This is a genomic window from Streptomyces sp. NPDC127100, from assembly GCF_042724095.1.
Classification (GTDB): Bacteria; Actinomycetota; Actinomycetes; order Streptomycetales; family Streptomycetaceae; genus Streptomyces.
Window position 1 is genome coordinate 512,430 of record NZ_JBHXFL010000001.1, and the last position, 19,806, is coordinate 532,235.

The 19,806-nt window shown below is 74.1% G+C and carries 15 protein-coding genes and 3 tRNA genes; 12 read left to right on the top strand and 6 right to left on the bottom strand.

Translation table 11 applies throughout. The features are described from left to right. Window positions 1-65 precede the first annotated feature (65 nt). Window positions 66-893 carry a glycerophosphodiester phosphodiesterase gene (locus ACFWJB_RS02445; protein WP_386919768.1) on the bottom strand — a complete coding sequence of 276 codons (828 nt, stop codon included), beginning with the start codon at window positions 891-893 and terminating at the stop codon, window positions 66-68. A 274-nt stretch (window positions 894-1,167) separates the two neighbouring features. Here ACFWJB_RS02445 and ACFWJB_RS02450 point away from each other — a divergent pair, with 274 nt between their 5' ends. The 4 genes from ACFWJB_RS02450 (at window position 1,168) to ACFWJB_RS02465 (ending at window position 4,400) form a co-directional block, all read left to right on the top strand. Next, entirely contained in the window at window positions 1,168-2,625 is a 1,458-nt protein-coding gene (locus ACFWJB_RS02450) for a S1C family serine protease (protein ID WP_386919770.1), read from the top strand. A 62-nt stretch (window positions 2,626-2,687) separates the two neighbouring features. Beyond that, window positions 2,688-2,772 (top strand) — tRNA-Ser (locus tag ACFWJB_RS02455). A gap of 136 nt (window positions 2,773-2,908) precedes the next feature. Continuing rightward, window positions 2,909-3,304, top strand: coding sequence for a hypothetical protein (locus ACFWJB_RS02460; RefSeq protein ID WP_386919772.1), 396 nt, complete (start codon window positions 2,909-2,911; stop codon window positions 3,302-3,304). A 67-nt stretch (window positions 3,305-3,371) separates the two neighbouring features. Then, window positions 3,372-4,400 (top strand): DUF4232 domain-containing protein, encoded by a 1,029-nt coding sequence (locus ACFWJB_RS02465; RefSeq protein WP_386919774.1) that lies wholly within the window; start codon window positions 3,372-3,374, stop codon window positions 4,398-4,400. A gap of 18 nt (window positions 4,401-4,418) precedes the next feature. Here the strand turns inward: ACFWJB_RS02465 and ACFWJB_RS02470 are convergent, their stop codons facing one another. After that, entirely contained in the window at window positions 4,419-5,285 is an 867-nt protein-coding gene (locus ACFWJB_RS02470) for a bifunctional DNA primase/polymerase (protein WP_385470397.1), read from the bottom strand. 372 nt (window positions 5,286-5,657) lie between these two features. Between ACFWJB_RS02470 and ACFWJB_RS02475 the strand changes: the two genes are divergently transcribed. From ACFWJB_RS02475 to ACFWJB_RS02485, 3 genes are all read left to right on the top strand, one after another. Next, on the top strand, window positions 5,658-5,984 hold the full coding sequence (locus tag ACFWJB_RS02475; RefSeq protein ID WP_385470395.1) for a hypothetical protein: 327 nt from the start codon (window positions 5,658-5,660) through the stop codon (window positions 5,982-5,984). A gap of 289 nt (window positions 5,985-6,273) precedes the next feature. Beyond that, window positions 6,274-6,831 carry a SigE family RNA polymerase sigma factor gene (locus ACFWJB_RS02480; protein ID WP_385470393.1) on the top strand — a complete coding sequence of 186 codons (558 nt, stop codon included), beginning with the start codon at window positions 6,274-6,276 and terminating at the stop codon, window positions 6,829-6,831. Window positions 6,832-6,959: 128 nt separating this feature from the next. Continuing rightward, the gene (locus ACFWJB_RS02485) at window positions 6,960-8,636 is read left to right on the top strand and encodes a long-chain fatty acid--CoA ligase (RefSeq protein ID WP_386919777.1); all 1,677 of its coding nucleotides are present in this window, start codon (window positions 6,960-6,962) and stop codon (window positions 8,634-8,636) included. 106 nt (window positions 8,637-8,742) lie between these two features. On the opposite strand, the gene ACFWJB_RS02490 is transcribed toward ACFWJB_RS02485, so the two are convergent. Beyond that, window positions 8,743-9,963, bottom strand: coding sequence for an MFS transporter (locus tag ACFWJB_RS02490; RefSeq protein ID WP_386919779.1), 1,221 nt, complete (start codon window positions 9,961-9,963; stop codon window positions 8,743-8,745). 131 nt (window positions 9,964-10,094) lie between these two features. Between ACFWJB_RS02490 and ACFWJB_RS02495 the strand changes: the two genes are divergently transcribed. Then, a complete protein-coding gene (locus ACFWJB_RS02495; RefSeq protein WP_386919781.1) occupies window positions 10,095-10,673 on the top strand; it encodes a TetR family transcriptional regulator in 579 nt (192 codons plus the stop codon). Between the two features lie 7 nt (window positions 10,674-10,680). Here the strand turns inward: ACFWJB_RS02495 and ACFWJB_RS02500 are convergent, their stop codons facing one another. Together ACFWJB_RS02500 and ACFWJB_RS02505 are read right to left on the bottom strand one after the other, a co-directional pair. Continuing rightward, window positions 10,681-14,958, bottom strand: a complete 4,278-nt coding sequence (locus tag ACFWJB_RS02500; RefSeq protein ID WP_386919783.1) for a PAS domain-containing protein — start codon at window positions 14,956-14,958, stop codon at window positions 10,681-10,683. 177 nt (window positions 14,959-15,135) lie between these two features. Beyond that, the gene (locus ACFWJB_RS02505) at window positions 15,136-15,627 is read right to left on the bottom strand and encodes an SSI family serine proteinase inhibitor (protein ID WP_386919785.1); all 492 of its coding nucleotides are present in this window, start codon (window positions 15,625-15,627) and stop codon (window positions 15,136-15,138) included. A gap of 168 nt (window positions 15,628-15,795) precedes the next feature. Here ACFWJB_RS02505 and ACFWJB_RS02510 point away from each other — a divergent pair. Continuing rightward, window positions 15,796-15,886, top strand: a tRNA-Ser gene (locus ACFWJB_RS02510). 213 nt (window positions 15,887-16,099) lie between these two features. After that, window positions 16,100-16,172 (top strand) — tRNA-Arg (locus ACFWJB_RS02515). Window positions 16,173-16,300: 128 nt separating this feature from the next. On the opposite strand, the gene ACFWJB_RS02520 is transcribed toward ACFWJB_RS02515, so the two are convergent. Then, window positions 16,301-17,611 (bottom strand): hypothetical protein, encoded by a 1,311-nt coding sequence (locus tag ACFWJB_RS02520; protein WP_386919787.1) that lies wholly within the window; start codon window positions 17,609-17,611, stop codon window positions 16,301-16,303. A 267-nt stretch (window positions 17,612-17,878) separates the two neighbouring features. On the opposite strand from ACFWJB_RS02520, the gene ACFWJB_RS02525 reads away from it, so the two are divergent. Further along, window positions 17,879-18,760 (top strand): DUF2797 domain-containing protein, encoded by an 882-nt coding sequence (locus tag ACFWJB_RS02525; protein WP_386919789.1) that lies wholly within the window; start codon window positions 17,879-17,881, stop codon window positions 18,758-18,760. 62 nt (window positions 18,761-18,822) lie between these two features. Then, window positions 18,823-19,737 (top strand): amidohydrolase family protein, encoded by a 915-nt coding sequence (locus ACFWJB_RS02530; protein ID WP_386919791.1) that lies wholly within the window; start codon window positions 18,823-18,825, stop codon window positions 19,735-19,737. Window positions 19,738-19,806: the final 69 nt, after the last annotated feature.

Sequence of the window (19,806 nt, forward strand, 5' to 3'; positions counted from 1 at the left end):
TCGTCGGTGTGGCCGAGACCGGAGAATGGGGCAGAAAGGCCGCCGGGTCAAGGCCTCCGGGTGAATCAGCGGCCGAGATGCTCCAGGACGGCACGTGGCCGGTTCGTGATGACGGCGTCGACTCCCAGTCCGGCGCAGAGATCCACGTCGGCGGTCTCGTTCACGGTCCACACGTGCACCCGGTGCCCGGCCGCCTTCAGCCGCTCGATGTAGGCGGGATGGTTCCGGACGATGCGGATCGAGGGGCCCGCGATCCCGACACCGGCGGGCAGCCGCCCGTCGCGCAGCCGGGGCGAGACGAACTGCATCAGGTAGACCGTCGGCAGCGTCGGCGACGCGGCCCGTACCCGGTGCAGCGAGCGGGCCGAGAAGCTCATGACGCGCACCGGCGACTCGGTGGCCGAGGCGGGCGCCTCGAGGCCGAACCGCTTCAGGAGCAGCAGCAGCCGCTCCTCCACCTGTCCCGCCCAGCGCGTGGGGTGCTTGGTCTCGATGGCCAGTTCCACCCGCCGCCCCGCGTCCGACACCAGTTCCAGCAGCCGCTCCAGGGTGAGGACGGAGGTCTCCTCCCGGTCCTCGGGCCGGTGCTCCCACTCGGGCTGCTCGTCGCGCGTCCGCCAGAACTCCCGGGTCCTGCGGGCACCGAAGTCCAGCGCCGCAAGATCGGCCAGCTCCAGCGCCGAGACCGCGCCGCGGCCGTTGGACGTACGGTTGACGCGCCAGTCGTGGACGCAGACCAGGTGGCCGTCCGCGGTGAGGCGCACGTCGCACTCCAGGGCGTCCGCCCCGTCCTCGATCGCCTTCCGGTACGCGGCCAGGGTGTGTTCGGGGGCCTCCTCCGAGGCCCCGCGGTGGGCGACGACCTGAATCGGGTGCTGTCCTGCATGGGTCACCGCGTCATGGTGCCACCGTGTCCGGGTAGACGTGCCGTCGGAGTCATCGCCTCGTGCCCGTTTAGTCTTGGATGACCTGTATGAGGAACGACCGCGACCCACAGGATCCGCTTATGGTGCTCTGACGGCTCGTGGGAAAAGCTGATGGCCTACACATACACATGCACCACCACATGCGCGGCCGCGTCGCGCCGGGCCGTGGCACGGCCCGCGTGAGCGTGGCCGAGCGCGACCAGTGCGCCCGAGCGGCAGTCGTGGATCGAGGAGAGAAGCTGTGAGCACCGAGAACGAGGGCACCGCGGTACCCCCGGCCCCGCCCGCACCTCCCGTGCCGGTGGCATCTCCCGCAGCCTCCGAGCCGACCCCGCCGCCCCACCCGCACCAGCCGCCGGCACCGGCGCCCGCCGGCGCGGAACCGCAGGGCGGTTTCCAGACACCCGCGGCCTCCGCGCAGGGGCCGCACCAGGCCGCGCCCCAGGGCCCGTCGGCCCCCGACGCGTCCTGGCCGCCGCCCCCGCCGCCGGGCGGCGCGTCCTACGGCGGCGGAGGCGGGGACGGTTCCGGTGGCGGCTGGGGCGCCTCGTACCAGCCGCCGGCGCCGAAGTCCGGCCGCGGCCGCGGCGGCATGGTCGCCGCGGTCCTGATCGCCGCCCTGGTCGCGGGCGGTCTGGGCGGCGGTCTCGGCTACACGCTGGCCAAGAACAACGACGAGTCCGGCTCCACGACGGTCTCCGCCTCGGACACCGGCGGCTCGGTCAAGCGCGACGTGGGCACGGTCGCGGGCGTGGCCGGCAAGGCGCTGCCCAGCACGGTCACCATCCAGGCCGAGGGCAGCAACGGCGAGGGCGGCACCGGCACGGGCTTCGTCTTCGACAAGCAGGGCCACATCGTCACCAACAACCACGTGGTGGCGGAGGCGGTCGACGGCGGCAAGCTCAGCGCGACCTTCCCCGACGGCAAGAAGTACGACGCCCAGGTGGTCGGCCACGCCCAGGGCTACGACGTGGCGGTCATCAAGCTCCGCAACGCCCCGTCGGACCTGAACCCGCTGCCCCTCGGCAACTCGGACAAGGTGGCCGTGGGCGACTCGACGATCGCCATCGGCGCCCCCTTCGGCCTGTCCAACACGGTGACGACGGGCATCATCAGCGCCAAGAACCGTCCGGTGGCCTCCAGCGACGGCAGCGCGAGCAGCAAGGCGTCCTACATGAGCGCCCTGCAGACCGACGCCTCGATCAACCCGGGCAACTCCGGCGGCCCGCTGCTGGACGCGCAGGGCAACGTCATCGGGATCAACTCCGCGATCCAGTCCACCAGCGGGGGCGGCGGCTTCGGCGGCGCCGGCCAGGCGGGCTCGATCGGTCTGGGCTTCGCCATCCCCATCAACCAGGCGGAGTTCGTCGCCAAGCAGCTCATCAAAACCGGCAAGCCGGTGTACGCCAGGATCGGCGCCTCCGTCTCGCTGGAGGAGACGACGAACGGCGCGAAGATCACCGAACAGGGCGTCAGCGGCTCCCAGCCCGTCGAGCCGGGCGGCCCCGCCGCCGCCGCGGGCCTCAAGCCCGGTGACGTCATCACCAAGCTCGACGACACGGTGATCGACAGCGGCCCGACCCTGATCGGCGAGATCTGGACCCACAAGCCCGGCGACAAGGTCACGGTCACCTACGAGCGCGGCGGCAAGCAGCAGACGGCCGAACTCACCCTCGGCTCCAAGACCGGCGACGACTGACCCGCCCGCCCCCGCACGGACCCGCTACCCTGGTCCCGCGCGGCCGATCACGGCCGCCGCGGGGTGGGTTGCCCGAGCGGCCTAAGGGAACGGTCTTGAAAACCGTCGTGGCGCAAGTCACCGTGGGTTCAAATCCCACACCCACCGCGGTGATGAACGGCCCCCGACCGGGGACACGGTCGGGGGCCGTCGTCGTGCGCGCCGGCTGCCCGGTGTTCGTACTCGGGTGGGACTGAGTACGTGCACCCTGGTCGGCCGGTGGGCGGGCGGGGACGCTCGGGGCATGGAGAATCGACGACCGAAGAACGCCGTGCGGTGGGTGTGGGGGCTCGTGCTCGCCGCGGTGGCGGCGGGGCTGTGGGCCGCGTGGCTCGGGTGGGACCAGCACCGTGACGTGCACCCCGACGGCTCGACCACCGGGCCGTACGAGGCCTGGCAGGTGATCGGGCTGGTGCTGACGCTGCTGGTGCCGGTGTGCTGGGCGGCGTTCCGGGGGCACGGCGCGGGCGCCGTGGCCGGGGTCACCGCTGGTCTGACCGTCTCCGCCGCCTACGACTGGTCGGACGACGCCAGCGGGCTCTTCGTGGTCGGCGTGGGCATGGTCACGGTGGGGAGCCTCGCGGTGACCGCCGCGCTGGTCGCCCTGATCGCCGCGGTGCGGCGGAGGGGCGGGCTGTGACACGGCTGTGACCGGAAGTATGGCCTCCGCCACGGTCGGGGCGGAGCGGGGCTGGTGGGGTGGGGCGATGCGTACCTTCCCGCTCCGCAGGCCCCTCGCGGTCTCCGGTGCTCTCGTCGTCGCTCTCCTGCTCGGTGCCTGCGGCACCGGGACCGCCGTGTCCGGGGCGGGGGAGGACAGCGGGCCGGAGGGGCGGTGCGGGGCCGGTGATGACGCCGGTTCCGGTGCCGGGCAGGAGAGGGACGGGGTGCGGATCGTAGGCATGGCCGAGAGGGCCGGCGGGGCCGCCGGATCCGGTCCCGGTGCCCGGGTGGACGGGCGGCCGGGGGTGTCCGTCACGGCGGAGGGCCTGCCGGGGGCGAGTTCCCCCGGCGCGGGAGGCAGGTCGCCGTGCGTGGTCGCGTACACCGTGACCAACCAGGAGGCCGAGGCCTTCACCTACACCATCGACTTCACCCTTACCGACGACCAGGGCAGGGCGATGTCCGGCGTCGAGGAGACGGTGGTCTCCGTGGGCGCGGGGCGGACCGTGCGGCGCACCCTCGACCACGGGTATCTGCCCGGCGACAGTGCCCTGGCCCCGGAGCGCGTGCGGATCACCGACGTGAAGCGGGTGCCCGCCGACGAGGCGCCGGCGCCCGCGGGGACCTGCCCGGCGTCCGGGCTGCGGATCTTCGCCGACGACGGGGACGCGGCCATGGGGCTGCGCGTGGTGGGCCTGCACCTGGAGAACTGCGGTAGCCGCCCGCACTCCCTGGAGGGCTATCCGGCGCTCCAGTTGCTCGACGACGAGCTGGCGCCCGTCGACGGGATCCGGATCGTGCCGGGCGGCGAGGGCGTGGCCCTGCTGGACGGGTTCGACGCACCGCCCCGGCCGGTGACGCTGCGGCCGGGCGAGTCGGCGAGGGCCGGCCTGATGTGGCGCAACACCACGGAGTTCGGCGAGGCGGTGACCGTGCCGTACGTCCGCGTCCGGGAGCGGGCCGGCGCCGACCCCGTGATCGTGGCCCCCGGCCTCGACCTCGGCACCACGGGCAGGCTGGGCGTGAGCGCGTGGCGCAAGGACGACACCGCGAGCGCGCCCGAGGCGCCGTAGGCGTCCACCGCGCCCCGGTCAGGGGCGGTGGCCGGTCATGCGGGCCGCCGAGGCGATGGTCGCGCGGGCCTCGCGTTCCGTCAGGCCGGTGTCCCGGGCCGCCTCGACCAGGGGATCCACGAGGGCGGCGCCGATGCCGTCCTCGTAGGCGCGGCAGGCCGCCCAGAAGAGGCGGGTGTTGCGCTGGCCCTCGTGCGCGGCGAGGACGAACTGGACGAGACCCCGGCCGTGCGCGTCGGTCGCGGCGGCGGCGTGCCGGTGCGCGCGGGGCGGGGGGAGCAGGAGGCGCAGCAGCGCGGGCGGGCAGGCGGCCGGCGCGAGGTGGGCGGTCCCGGGCGCGGCGGTGTAGGCGCCGTGCCGGGTGCGGGAGCCGGGACCGACCAGGTAGCCGCCGGCGCCGCGGATGTCGATGCCGGGGGCGAGGCGGCCGGCCGAGTTGGGGACGACGGCGTCGGGCGGGCCGGTCAGCCAGAGGTGGCGGCCTCCGCTGGGGGTCACGACGACCACCGTGGGCGGGATCGTGAACAGGTGGCGCAGGGCCAGTTCGCGCAGGGCGGCCGAGGAGTCCGTGTCTCCCTTCGTGTCCAGGTCGACACCGATGAGGTGGTGCGGCGGCAGCCCGCAGGCGATGCCGTAGCCCGCGGCCCAGGGTGCCGCGGCGAAGAGCGCGCGGATGCGGGCCGGGTCGGTGGAGGCGTCGTGGACCCCGTGGCCGAAGCGGCCGCACTCGCCGTGGCAGCGGGAGGGCGCCGGGTCGTCGCGGTGGGGGGAGCGCAGGGCCGGGAGCTTCGTACGGGACAGGGGGATGACCGCCAGTCCGCGTTCGGCGGCGGACAGGGCGTGGGCGAGGGCCAGCGTCGTGGCCTGCCGGTCGGTGGTGGCCATGACTCTATGTTCGTACGCACGTTCGAAAAAGGGAAGAGTGGCCGCATGCGGCGCGCCGGGGCGGGGCGGCGGACGGAGGAAGCGGCGGAACGCTTCACCTCTTGTGGTGCTTGGTTCGGAGCTGTCCGCACTGCCCGGGTGCGCCACAAGTGAGGCCAAAGGGGTTTATCGACTTGTCCTCACGCTTGAGAGCGAATCGGTGCTTCCGGGGCGGTTCGCCGGTGATCCGCTGGGCAACTCTGGTCACGCGACGTCGTGCACAGCGTCGGGGCGGTCGGCCAACTGCCCCGGCACCCAGGCTGGTTCGTCAGTGCAGGTACCTCTCGCGTTGTCGGCAGGAAGCCGGTGCGCACCGTGTTCTGGAGGAATTACATGGCAAGCATCCGTACCGCTCGCGTCATCGCCGCCGTCGCCGCGCTCCCGCTGGCCGTCGCCCTCTTCGGCGGCGTCGCGGCCGCGGACAACGGCGCCCTCGCGAACGACGGATCGAGTGCGACCTCCGCGGAGGCCTTCGCGGGCGTCGTCGGCAGCGGCGTCGGCGACGACAACAACGGCAACTCGTCCACCACGCAGCAGCAGGCGGTCGGCTCGGGCGCCTCGAACCAGAGCAACACCGCGCAGGTCGAGGACTCCGCCTTCACGACCGTCAACCAGGGCAACGCGAACGTGGTCGTCACCTTCTCGCCGCTGTGGTGGTGAGCTGAGGGGCCGCGGGCGCTCCGGCGCCGGCCCCCGGTCTTCGTGCGGGTGTGCTTCATGGGGTCGCAGGGCGTCCGGGCGGCGGTACTCCGGTACCGTCGCCCGGGCGTTCGTCCCCGGCACGGTGCGCGGGAGCCGGGGGACCCTCAGGGGCGAACCCCCAGGGCCCTCCGTGTGCACCTCCACCCAGAGGAGGTGCGGCGGGCCCCACCCCTACAACCTGAGGCGGACTCCGCTTCGGGACCTGCGGCCGATCCGCCGCGCCTCCCTTCGCTCATAGCGTTGAGCCATGACCGCACTTGTCTGCACCAGCGCTTCGAACGCCGCCACGGCAATGACGCAGACCTTCCCGTACCCGTCGTTCTCGTCGTACGTGGAGGCCCGCCAGCCGGTCCTGCTGCGTACCGCCCGGTCGCTGACCGCGAACCCGAGCGACGCGGAGGACCTGCTGCAGACCGCGCTCACCAAGACGTACGTGGCCTGGGAGCGCATCGAGGACCACCGCGCCCTCGACGGCTACGTGCGCCGGGCGCTGGTGAACACCCGGACGTCGCAGTGGCGCAAGCGCAAGGTCGACGAGTTCGTGTGCGACGAGATGCCCGAGCCGGAGCCCGTGCCCGGCGGGGACGACCCGGCGGAGCGGCAGGCGCTGCGCGACGCGATGTGGCGGGCCGTCATGAAGCTGCCGGACCGGCAGCGGGCGATGGTCGTCCTGAGGTACTACGAGGACCTCAGCGAGGCCCGGACGGCCGAAGTGCTGGGCGTCTCCGTGGGCACGGTGAAGTCGGCGGTCTCCCGGGCGCTCGGCAAGCTCCGTGACGACCCTGAGCTGGGGATTGTTCGGTGATGGGAGGATTTGTGGCGGAGCGGCGGGCGGATCCGTCGGGCACCGGGCACTGATCGATCACCGGGGAGTAGTGACATACCGCGCGGTATGTGCGCAGAATCAGCGCAACCCTTACCGCCGCGTAGGCAATGTCGCCCCGGGAGGACACCGTGCTGAGCACGATGCAGGACGTACCGCTGCTGATATCGAGGATCCTGACCCACGGGTCGACGATCCACGGCAGCTCGCAGGTGACCACCTGGACCGGTGAGGACGAGCCGCACCACCGCTCCTTCGCCGAGATCGGCGCCCGCGCCGCCCGGCTGGCGCACGCCCTGCGCGAGGACCTCGCCGTCGGCGACGACGAACGCGTGGCGACCCTCATGTGGAACAACGCCGAGCACGTCGAGGCCTACTTCGCGATCCCCTCCATGGGCGCGGTCCTCCACACCCTCAACCTCCGCCTCCCGGCCGAGCAGCTGGCCTGGATCGTGAACCACGCGGCCGACCGGGTGGTGATCGCCAACGGTTCCCTGCTGCCGCTGCTCGCCCCGCTGCTGCCGCACCTGAAGACGGTCGAGCACGTCGTCGTCTCCGGGCCGGGCGACCGCTCCGCGCTGGCCGGGGCCTCCGTCCAGGTGCACGAGTACGAGGACCTGATCGCCGGGAAGCCGGCCGTGTACGACTGGCCCGAGCTGGACGAGCGGGCCGCCGCCGCCATGTGCTACACCTCCGGCACCACCGGCGACCCCAAGGGCGTGGTCTACAGCCACCGCTCGATCTACCTGCACTCCATGCAGGTCAACATGGCCCAGTCGATGGGCCTGACCGACCAGGACACCTCCCTGGTCGTCGTCCCGCAGTTCCACGTCAACGCCTGGGGCCTGCCGCACGCCACCTTCATGACCGGCGTCAACATGCTGATGCCGGACCGCTTCCTGCAGCCCGCGCCGCTCGCCGCGATGATCGAGGGCGAGCGTCCGACGCACGCCGCCGCCGTCCCCACCATCTGGCAGGGCCTGCTCGCCGAGCTGACCGCGCGGCCCCGGGACGTCTCCTCGCTCACCCAGGTCACCATCGGCGGCTCCGCGTGCCCGCCGTCCCTGATGGAGGCGTTCGACCGGCTCGGGATGCGGGTCTGCCACGCCTGGGGCATGACGGAGACCTCGCCGCTCGGCACGATCGCCCGGCCGCCGGCCCACGCGGTCGGCACCCCGGAGGAGTTCGCCTACCGCCTCACCCAGGGGCGGTTCCCGGCCGGCGTCGAGGCCCGCCTCACCGGTCCCGGCGGCGAGCGCCTCCCCTGGGACGGCGAGTCCGCCGGCGAGCTGGAGGTCCGCGGCAACTGGATCGCCGGCGCCTACTACAACGGCCCCGGAGCCGAGCCGCTGCGCCCCGCCGACAAGTTCAGCGAGGACGGCTGGCTGAAGACGGGCGACGTCGGCACCATCTCCCCCGACGGCTTCCTCACCCTCACCGACCGGGCCAAGGACGTCATCAAGTCCGGCGGCGAGTGGATCTCCTCCGTCGAGCTGGAGAACGCCCTGATGTCCCACCCGGACGTCGCCGAGGCCGCGGTCGTCGCCGTCCCCGACGACAAGTGGGGCGAGCGCCCGCTGGCCACCGTCGTCCTCAAGGAGGGCGCGAGCGTCGGATTCGAGGCCCTACGCACCTTCCTCGCCGAGGACGGCAGGATCGCCAGGTGGCAGCTCCCGGAGCGCTGGACGGTCATCGAGTCGGTGCCGAAGACGAGCGTCGGCAAGTTCGACAAGAAGGTGCTGCGCAGGCAGTACGCCGAGGGCGGCCTGGACGTCACCCGGCTCTGACGCCCGCCGGGAGTCCGGGCGGCCCGCCCGGTCTCCCCGCACCCGCACCTTCCGCGCCACCCGGCGGGGCCGGTCCCGCACGCCGGTCCGGTCCCGCCGTCCCCGTTCACCGCTTCCGTACGGCCGCCGCCGACCACCCCAGGGCCAGCCACGCCCCGGCCACCGCGCAGACCCCGCCCCAGCCCCAGTGGCCGAACGCGGGTCCCGCGAGCGCCGAGGCCAGCGCGCCGCCCGCGAAGCCGGCCACGACGTACGCGGTGTTGGCGGTGGCCGGGGCGGACGTGGTGGTCAGGGCGACGGTCTGGTTGGCGACGTGGGAGGCGACCAGGGCGGCGTGCACCAGGACCGCCGCCGCGCACAGGGCCGCCATCACCTGCCCGCCCAGCCAGAACAGCGGCACCGACAGGGCGGCGAGCAGATACGCGGTCCGGACGACCTTGGCGGCGCCGAACCGGTCGACCAGGCCCCCCGCGAGCGGCGCGACGACGCTCGCCGCCAGCCCGAACAGGCCGAACAGGCCGGCCGCGGCCGTGGTGAGACCGTAGCCGCCGTCCTCGGTGAGGAGCAGCGCCAGCGAGGTCCACAGGGCGCTCCAGGCGCCGTACATCCCCGCCTGGCGCACGCACGCCCGCCACAGGTCCGGGGAGCGGCGCACCACGCCGGGCAGCGAGGTGAGCCCCGAGAACAGCGCGCCCTGCCGCCGGCGCCCCTCGGCGGGCAGGACGTGGGCGGTCGCCAGGCCCAGGACGGCGGTCAGCACGGCCGCCCCCACGAACACGGCGCGCCAGCCGAAGGCCTGTCCGGCCAGTCCGCCGAGCACCCGGGCCGCCACGATGCCGGTGAACAGACCCGCGATGACGGCCGCGACGTGACGCGCCCTGCGGTCGGCGGGCGCGCGCTCGGCGACCAGCGGGACCAGGAGCTGCGGGACGACGGTCGCGGCCGAGGCGACGAGGACGGCGGCCGCGAGCGCGCCGGTCCCGGACGCCACCGCGCCGGCGACCAGGGAGGCCGCCGCGACCAGCGCGAGGACGGCGACCAGGCGCCGCCGGTTCACGCTGTCCCCGAGCGGGGCGAAGAAGAGCAGGCCCGCCGCGTACCCGAACTGCGCGACCGAGGCGAGCCAGGCCACCGCCGACGGGGTGGAGCCGAAGTCGCGGGCGATGAGGGGGAGCAGCGGCGCCGCGAGGTAGATGTTGGCGGCCGTCACGGCGGTGCAGACGGCGATCAGCGGGAGGAGGAGGCGGGAGGAGGCGGGCGGCGTCTCCCGCGGCGCGACGCGGGTCTCCTCCGGCGCGGTCCGGGCGGTGGCTGACGGTGACGACATGAGCGGAGCGACTCCTTCGAGCACTGACAACTAACTGGTTGGTTGGAAGGAACTCCCGGAGTCTGCTCGGCATTCCCCGATCCTGTCAACCAAACGGTTGGTTACCGACGTCGTCCCGCTACCCTGTCCCCATGGCAGCAAGAGACCCCGAGGCCACCAAGGCACGGATCTTCGAGGCGGCGGTCGCCGAGTTCGCCCGCCACGGCATCGCCGGCGCCCGCATCGACCGCATCGCGGCCGAGGCCAAGGCCAACAAGCAGCTCATCTACGCCTACTACGGCAGCAAGGGCGAGCTGTTCGCGTCCGTCCTCGAGAAGAAGATGCTCGACCTCGCGATCTCCGTCCCGGTCGACCCGGACGACATCGAGGGCTGGATCGACCGCCTGCTGGACTACCACGCCGCCCATCCCGAGCTGCTGCGCCTGCTCTTCTGGGAGGGCATGGAGTACGGCGCCGCCGAACTGCCCCACGAGGCCGAACGCCAGGCCCACTACGCCCGCAAGGTCGCCGCCGTGCGGGACGGCCAGGAGCGCGGTGTGATCACCGACGCCATCCCGGCCCCCGATCTGCTGTTCCTGCTGGTCGCCCTGGCCAACTGGGCGACCGTCGTGCCCCAGATGAAACGCATCCTGGTGGGCGGCGACGGCACGGACGCCGACCGCCTGCGCGCCTCGATCAAGCAGGCGGCGCGCAGGATCGTTTCCGGCTAGCGCGGCGTCAGTTGGTCCCGATCCGCGCGAGCAGCTCGACGATCCGGGACTGCACCTCGCCGCTGGTGGACCGCTCCGCCAGGAACAGCACGGTCTCCCCGGACGCCAGCCGCGGCAGGTCGGCCTGGTCGACGGCGGCGGTGTAGACGACGAGCGGCGTGCGGTTGAGCTGCCCGTTCGCGCGCAGCCAGTCGATGATCCCGGCGAAGCCCTCCTGGCGCCGGTGCATTCGCATCAGGTCCATCACGACCAGGTTCGGCCGGAACTGGCCCGCCAGCGTCACCGCGTCGGCGTCACTCGCCGCCCGCGCCACCTGCATGCCCCGCCGCTCCAGCGTCGAGGTCAGCGCCAGCGCGATCTCCGCGTGCTCCTCGATCAGCAGGACGCGCGGCGGATGCTGCTCGCTGTCCCGGGGCGCGAGCGCCTTGAGCAGCACGGCGGGGTCGGCGCCGTAGGCGGCGTCGCGCGACGCCTGCCCGAGCCCGGCCGTGACCAGCACCGGCACCTCGGCCGCCACCGCCGCCTGCCGCAGCGACTGGAGCGCCGTACGCGTGATCGGCCCGGTCAGCGGGTCCACGAACAGCGCGGCGGGGAAGGCCGCGATCTGCGCGTCGACCTCCTCGCGCGAGTGCACGATCACCGGCCGGTAGCCGCGGTCGCTGAGCGCCTGCTGGGTGGAGACGTCCGGCGCGGGCCACACCAGCAGCCGGCGCGGGTTGTCCAGCGGCTCCGGGGGGAGTTCGTCGTCCATCGGCTGCGGACGCGGCGGGTCGGCCACCTCCACGGCTCCGCCGGGCCCGTCCAGCGGCTCGGGTCCCTCGGCGGCGTTCCGGTCCGGCGCCCCTATGGCGTACGACCGTCCGGCGCCCTCGGTCGTCGGGGCGAGCCGGGGCTGTCCGCCGGCCGGCGACTCCTGCGTCTGCGTCTGCGGGGAGGGGGCCTTCGGCTGCGCGGGCACGGCCGGCTGGTCCGCCGCCGGATGCGGGCGGGCCGCCTGCTCCGGGCGTGCCGCGGCCGCCGGGTCGGGCGGGGTGCCCAGCTTGCGGCGCCGGCCGGAGCCGCCCGGCTGGTGCGGCGGTGGCGTGGCCGACGTCTGCTGCACCTGGAGCGCCTGCCGGTTGAACGGCACGCCCTGGCCGAGCGTCCGCACGCTGATGGCCCGTCCCTGGGTGGAGTTCGGGTCGACCGGGGCGGAGGCCTCCGCGGGCAGCGGCTGGGCCACGCGCGGCGCGTTCTCCGGCGGCAGCGGGGTGCCCCGGCTCGGCGTGGAGACCGGGACGGCCGGCGCGGGCACGGGGGCGGGCGTGTCGGTGGCGCCCGACGGGGCGGGCGAGGGGGGCGTACCGCCGGGCGGCACGGGGGCACCCGGCGGCACGGCGACCGCGGGCCACGGCTGCGGCGCGGGGGCAGGGGCGGACGGGGTGGTCTGTGCACCGGCAGGGGGCCCGGCGGCCTCGGCCGCGGTGACCTCGTCGCCTTCGGCGGGTCCGGCGGGTCCGGCGGGCTGGGCCGGTGCGGCGGGGGCGGCCGGCTCACGCGTGGCCTCCGGCGCGGGCGCGCCCTGACCGGCGGCGCCCTGCGGGGGCACCACGGCACCCTGCCCGGGCACGGGCGCACCCTGCACGGCACCGCCCTGGGCGGGAATGCCGGGCGCCTGCGCCGTCTGTGCCGGCGGGGCGGCGACCGCCCGGCGGCGGCGTCCCGTCGGTGCCTCGGTCGGGTGCGGCTGCGGCGGAGTGTGGTCGTCGGCCTGGTCGTGCGGCACGGCGTCGTGCCGGCCGGCGTCGATCAGCGCGTCGCCGGACACGGCCGGGCCCGGCACCTGGGCGGCCTGCCCGGCGTTCGCGGCGGCCGCGGGGCCGGTCGTCTCCGGCGCGTCGTCGGACGGCCGGTCGGCCTCGGCGGGCGGCAGGGCGAACACCTGGCGCGGCGCCGCCTCCTGCGCGGCGGCACGCTCGTTCGCGGAGGCCAGGGCGCGCCGTCGGCGTCCGGTCGGCCGCGACGCGTCGTCCGGATCCGGCTCGCCGGCCTGCGCGGGCAGCGCGGGGGGCAGCGCGTGCTGCTCGTCCCCGGCCCGCCGGGCACGCCGTCCGGCGGGCGCGGGCAGGGCCTGCGGCCCGCCGGGCACGCCCTGCGGGGACGCGGGCACGCCCTGCGGCGGTACGGTCCCGCCCAGACCGGTGTTGGAGGCCGCGGCGCCCGCGGCATGCTCGGCGGCCATGACGACGGCACCCTCGGACACACCGGCGGACGCCTCGGGCCCGGGGCCGTCCCCGTCGGCGCCCGCGCCCTCCGCGGGCCGTCCCCGCCGTCGCCCGGTACCGCCGGAACCGTCGGCCGGGGCCGCCTGGGCCGGAAGCGCGACGGGAGCCGGCGCCGGCTCCCCGGCCGCCCGCCGCCTGCGCCGCCCGGTGGGCGTGCCGTTCTCCGCCTCGGGGCCGGCGGCACCGTCGGCAGCCTCGGCGGACGGGCCCTCGACCTCGCTCTCCAGGAAGGCGTCGACGGAAGCCCGCCGGGCCCGTCGCCGCCCGCCGGCGGCGGGCCCCTCCTGAGTGGCCGGCGTGTCCGGTGCCACGTCCGCGGCGGTCGGCGCCTCGGCGGCCGGGGCGACCGCGACGGCACCCGCCCCGCCCCCGATCGGCACCTCCAGGACGTAGGCGCTGCCGCTCATGCCCGGCACCTCGTGCGTCTGCAGCACACCGCCGTGCGCCCGGACGATCCCGCGCACGATCGGCTCGTGCACCGGGTCTCCCCCGGCGTACGGCCCGCGCACCTCGATCCGCACGACCTCGCCGCGCTGCGCCGCCGCCACGACGACGGTGTTGTCCAGGTAACCGCCCGCCGACACCGGCGTGTTGCCGGTCGCGTCGACGCCCGCGACGTCCGCGACGAGATGCGCCAGCGCGGTCGCCAGCAGCCGGGGGTCGACCTCGGCCTCGATGGGCGGCGCGTGCACGGCGAACTGCACCCGTCCCGGGCCGATCAGCTCGACGGCCCCGTCGACACCGGAGGCGACGACGGCGTCCAGCATCACCTTCGTACGGGAGACGCTCTCGTTCCCGACGTCGAGGCGCTGGTACCCGAGGACGTTGTCGATGAGGGTCGTGATCCGCGTGTAGCCGGCCGACAGGTGGTGGAGCACCTGGTTCGCCTCGGGCCACAGTTGGCCCGCGTCGTCGGCGGCGAGCGCGGCCAGCTCCTGGCGCAGCTCCTCCAGCGGCCCCCGCAGGGAGGTCCCGAGGAGGGTGAGCAGCTGTTCGTGCCGGGCGGCGAGCGCCTCGTACCGGTCCTTCTCCCGCTCGCCGAGCGCGGCGTAGCGGTCCTCGTTCGCGGCGAGTTCCTCCGCGTGCTTCTCGCGCAGTTCCTCCAGCTCGGTCACGTGCTGCTGGCGCAGCGCGGTCAGCTCGGAACCGTGCTCCTCGGAGAGCCGCTCCAGCTCCTCGGCGTGCCGCTGCTCCGCCTCCTCGTGCTCCTTGACGAGGGCGTCGTACGGCCGCCGGTCGGTGAAGGTCATCACGGCGCCGACGAGCTGGTCGCCGTCGCGCACGGGCGCGGTCGTCAGGTCGACCGGCAGCTTGTCGCCGCTCTTGGAGTACAGCACCTGCCCGCGCACCCGGTGCTTGCGCCCGGAGCGCAGGGTGTCGGCGAGCGGGGACTCGTCGTACGGGAAGGGGGAGCCGTCGGCACGCGAGTGCAGGACGAGGGTGTGCAGCTCACGGCCGCCGAGGTCGCTGGCCCGGTAGCCCAGGATCTGGGCGGCGGCCGGATTGACGAGGACGATGCGCCCGTCGGTGTCCGTGCCGACGACGCCCTCGGAGGCGGCCCGCAGGATCATCTCGGTCTGCCGCTGCGAACGCGCCAGCTCGGCCTCGGTGTCGACGGTGCCGGTGAGGTCGCGGACGACGAGCATCAGCAGCTCGTCGCCGGTGTAGCCGTAGCCGTCGTAGGCCTGCTGCCCGTTCTCCAAATTGGCGCTGGCGACCTCGACGGGGAACTCGGTGCCGTCCGTGCGCCGGGCGACCATCCGCGTCGGCTTCGTGCGCGCGCGCGGGTCGATGTGGTCCGGCCGCCGCATGGACCCGGGGATCAGCCGCGAGTCGAACTGCGGCAGCAGGTCCAGCAGCCCGCGCCCGACCAGGGCGGTGCCCGGCGCCTCGAAGGCCTCCAGCGCGATGGTGTTCGCGTTGACGACGGTGCCGTTGGCGTTGACCAGGACCAACGCGTCGGGCAGGGCGTCCAGTATGGCTGCGAGGCGAGCAGCGCCTCGGGATGGCCTGCTGCTCACGAGACGCTTCCCTCCTGTTACCGCACTTGCCGACCGCCTGGGCCATCTTGCCAATCGGCCCGCAGCGTGTCACGCGAGGGAGTCTATGCGCTGGGCCCGGTCGGCGGGTCGGGATGGCAGGGAGGTCGCACGAGGAAGTGACGTAGAACGTGTGACCGGATACCGCCCCGGGCCCGGCTACGCCCCCGCGGGCGCCCGCAGATCGGGCAGCAGGGGCACCATGCGGTCCCAGCGGGAGACCTGGCAGCCGTTGCCGCGGTCGTAGCGCGCGTCGACGGGGCGCCCGGCCCAGGTGCCGGTGACGTGCGCGGTGGCCGGTCCGCCGTACTGAAGGGTGCAGACGCTGTCCTCCGGGACCGCCGCGAAGGTGTCCTGTCCCCAGCGCGTGTCCCGGTCGAGCACGGCGCAGGCGCCGGCCGGGTCGGGGTGGCTGCCGCCGCCGGGGTGGCAGTACAGCTCGTACGTCCCGTCGGCGCCCGCCCCGGCGTCCCGGACGGTGACCGTCAGGTGGTCGCCGGCCCGGTCCTCGTCGCGGACCGGCGGTGGCATCAGCGTGCCGGCGCCGGCGGACGCGGCCGCGGGTGCGGCGGCCAGGGAGACGAAGGCGGCGACGGACACGGCGGCCGCGCCGAGGAGGCGGGCGGCGAGGGATCGGGTGATCGGCAGCATGACCTGACTAACGCCCCGTCCGCCCGGACGTTGCGCGACCACGCCCCAAGGGCTTTGCCCTGCGGCCCGCCTGCCTAGTACCGTGGACGTCGATTGGTGACAGCGCGCTCATCTGTGTCATCATCGGCACGCACCACTCGCGCTCGCACGCGAGAGGTGATGTTGTCTGGAGGCGTCGCCTAGTCCGGTCTATGGCGCCGCACTGCTAATGCGGTTTGGGTCTTAAAGCCCATCGAGGGTTCAAATCCCTCCGCCTCCGCAGTTGACCGACGAAGCCCCGGCCCTGACGGCCGGGGCTTCGTCGTCGTCCGGGTCCGGTTGGCGCTCCGTCGCGCCTGTGGTGGCGTTTCCGCAGGTCACAAGGGGTGTGGCAATCGGATTTCACATGACGGCGGCAGTCATGTAATGTTCTTCCTGTCGCCGCGAGCGGGGCCGAAAGGACCGGGAGCGGCGGGAAAACAGAAAAAGACAAGCACTCGTAGCTTAACGGATAGAGCATCTGACTACGGATCAGAAGGTTGCAGGTTCGAATCCTGCCGAGTGCACACAGGACGAAGGCCCCGGAGCGATCCGGGGCCTTCGTCGTTTTCGCGTCGGGCAGCGGCGCTGCCGGGTCCGGGCCCCGCGGGGAATTCCCCGGGGCCCGGACCTTCGTGGCTCGGTGAGCGAGTGATCAGGCGTCGTCCGCGGCCCCGCGGCGGCGTACGGCGAAGACCGCGCCGGCGCCGAGGGCGGCGGTGAGGGCGCTCGTGAGGGCGAGCGTCGTCGTGGAGGAAGCTCCGGTCTCGGCGAGGCTGCCGCTCGTGCTCGTGCTCGTGACCGTGCCCGTGGCCACGGACTGCGTGGACGTGCCACCCTGCGCCGAGGTGCCGGTGCCGGTGCCCGTGCCGGGCTTCGTGGTGTCCGGACGCTCGTCGTCGTTCTCGTCGGGCCGGCCGGGTTCGGCGTCGTCGACCGGGCCGGGTTCGCTGCCCGCGGGCAGGACCTCGAAGTCGTAGCGCTTCATCGGGCCCAGGACGCAGGGGTTGTACGCGTCGGAGGCGTCGCCCGCGAACAGGGCGAAGGCGTCGGTGGTCCGGGCCTCGGAGCCGACCGTCATCCGCAGCTTCACGTCGCTGCGCTCGCCCGGCTTCATGACGTCGATGTGCGCGATGTGGACGGACCCGTCGGCGGGAAGGGGCTGCCAGCCCGAGCCGTTGGACCACTCCACCTCCAAGACGCTCTTCGCGTCGGCCCGTTCGCCCTCCACGTGGAAGAAGACCAGGGGGTCGACCGTCAGCGTGCGCGCGGTGCCGTTGGTCACGCGGAGGGTGAAGTCGACGGTGGTCCCGGCGACGACCTCGGACGGCAGTCCCACCGCGAGCGAGGTCAGCCCGTTCTCGCGGACGCACTTCTTGGCGGCGGCGAGCGCGGCCTCGGCGGCGTTCCTGGCCTCGAGGGCCTTGTCGAGGGTGGCCTTGAGGGCGCCGTACTCGCGGACGGCCGCCACCCTGGCGTCGTCCAGCGCGGTCTGGGCCGCCTCGGCCGTCGCGTCGGCCTTCCGCTTGGCCTCGACGGCCTTCGACAGGTCGGCCTCGGCGGTTTCGAGGGCTTGCCGCGCCTCGGCCTTCTCGGTCTCGTTCTCGGCCGCTTCGATTGCGGCCTCGGCGTCCGCGACGGCCTGCTCGGCGGCGGTTCTGGCGTCCGCCGCGTCCTTGGCCGCCTTTTCCGCGGTAATCGCGGCCGCCTTGAGCGGGTGAGTGTCGGAATCCAGGGAGTCCAGGGTGGCCTCGAGCTTCTTCCTGCCCTCCTCCCTGGCGGTGACGGCCTCTTCGTACGCCTTCTGCGTGTCGGTGGCGGCCTTCACCAACTCCGCGTACGTCGGCTGGTTCTGCGTCTGCGCCGTGGGTGTCCCGGCGGCGAGTGCCGGGGTGGCGGCGAGGAGCGCGACGGGCGTGACCACCGCGACGGCGGCGGCCACGACGAGGGAACGGCGAAGCTTCACTGAGGACCTTTCCTGCGGGCCTGGCGGGAGAAAGGGGGAATGGCCACCGCGCATCGCGCAGGATGGCCGGAATTCCGACGAGTTTATAGGCCACGTAAAATGGGGGCTTATTTTTTCCGGATTACCCTTTCCCGCCGCCTTCTCTTCCGGCAGATTCCGCCGGGATAAATTGGACGGACGGGGACGGTTGTTCCGGACGGTCGTATATTTTCTGTGATGCATGTCACCCCGGCGGCGTTGTCAGTGGTGGCTCGTACGCTCGGGGTGATGGCACAGGCATGGAAGTGCGCGGGGCTGCGGTGGGTGGAGGGCAGCCCCGTGCTGACGTGGGTCGGTGGCCGGCGCAGCGCGCTGACCAGGGGGAAGCGGGTGGCCTTCGGCGTCGCGGCAGGAGGTGTGCGGACGTGTGTCGGGGCGCGGGGGCATGCCTGTCCGGCCGGGGAGGCCGTGCCGGGGCGGAGCACGGGGGCGCGGTGCGAGGAGTGCGCGCGGCTGGACCGGGCGCACTCGGTGGCCGCCGACACGATCGCCGACGACCCCCGGCCGTACCGGGTGTATCTGGCGTGGTTCGGGCCCGGGCTCGTCAAGGTGGGGATCACCGGGGCCGAAAGGGGGCCGGCGCGGCTGCTGGAACAGGGGGCGGTGTGCTTCAGCTGGCTGGGGACCGGGCCGCTGATGGCCGCGCGGCGGACCGAGGAACTGCTGCGGGCCGCGCTGCGGGTGCCCGACCGGATCCCGTACGCCCGGAAGCGGGCGGTGCGTTCCGCACTGCCCGGGACGGAGGGGGAACGGGCGGCCGAGATCGCCGAGCTGCACGGGCGGGCGGTGGCCCTCGTGGGCTGGCCGGAGTCGCTGGCGCCGGAGCCGTTCCGGGCCGTGGACCACATGCGGGCGTTCGGCCTCGGGCAGGGGGACCGGGGGCGCGGAGCCGTGGGTGAGGTGACCGGGCTGGTGGCGGGAGGCGCGGTGGGGGGTGAGCTGGTGGCGGTCGCCGGGCCGGACCTCCACCTGGCGACGGAGCGGGGGGTCGTCGTGCTCGACACGCGGCTGATGCCGGGGTGGGAGCTGCTCGCCGCCGAGGGGGACCGGTGCGCCGTCCCCGTGCGGGAGTTCACCGGGGCCGCCGGGGTCCAGGACGGCCTGTTCTGAGCCGGCGTTCCCTTCGGCCGGGAGGTGGACCCGGCCCCGCCTCCGGGGAGATCGTGGTCGGCATGAGTGATCAGCGCATATCGGGGGCCGGTCCGGAGGAGCTCCGGCAGGTCCGTGGCTTCTGGGAGGGGCTCGGGCTGCCCGGCCTCGTCGACGTGCACACGCACTTCATGCCCGAGCGGGTGCTGCGCAAGGTCTGGGAGTACTTCGACGCGCTCGGTCCGCTGACCGGCGGGGTGGAGTGGCCGATCACCTACCGGAGGGAGGAGGAGGAACGGACGGCGCTGCTCCGGGAGTTCGGCGTGCGGGCCTTCACCGCCATGCTGTACCCGCACAAGCCCGGCATGGCGCAGTGGCTGAACGACTGGGCGGTGGACTTCGCCCGCCGGACACCCGACTGCCTGCACACCTCCACCCTCTTCCCGGAGCCCGGCGCCGAGGCGTACGTCGGCCGGGCCGTCGAGGCGGGGGCCCGGGTCTTCAAGGCACACGTGCAGGTGGGCGCGTACGACCCGGCCGACGAGCTGCTCGACGGGGCCTGGGGGCTGCTCGCCGAAGCGGGGGTCCCGGTGGTGATCCACTGCGGTTCCGGGCCCGCGCCGGGCAAGCACACCGGGCCCGGGCCGATCGCGCGGGTACTGGCGAGGCACCCCCGGCTGCGGCTGGTCGTCGCGCACCTCGGGATGCCGGAGTACGAGGACTTCCTGGACCTCGCCGAACGGTACGGCGAGGTACGGCTGGACACCACCATGGCGTTCACCGACTTCAGCGAGCGGCTCGCCCCCTTCCCCCGGCGGGCCCTGCCCCGGCTGGCCGCCCTCGGCGACCGCGTCCTGCTCGGGTCGGACTTCCCCAACATCCCGTATCCCTACCTGCACCAGCTGCACGCGCTGGAGCGGCTGGGGCTGGGCGACGCGTGGCTGCGGGCGGTGTGCCACGACAACGGGGCGCGGCTGTTCGGGCTGCCCGAAGGCTGACCCGGGCCGCAAAGAGCCCGGCCGGGACCGGCCCCGGGACGTGTCCAGGAGGTTCCTGAGAAGTCCCTG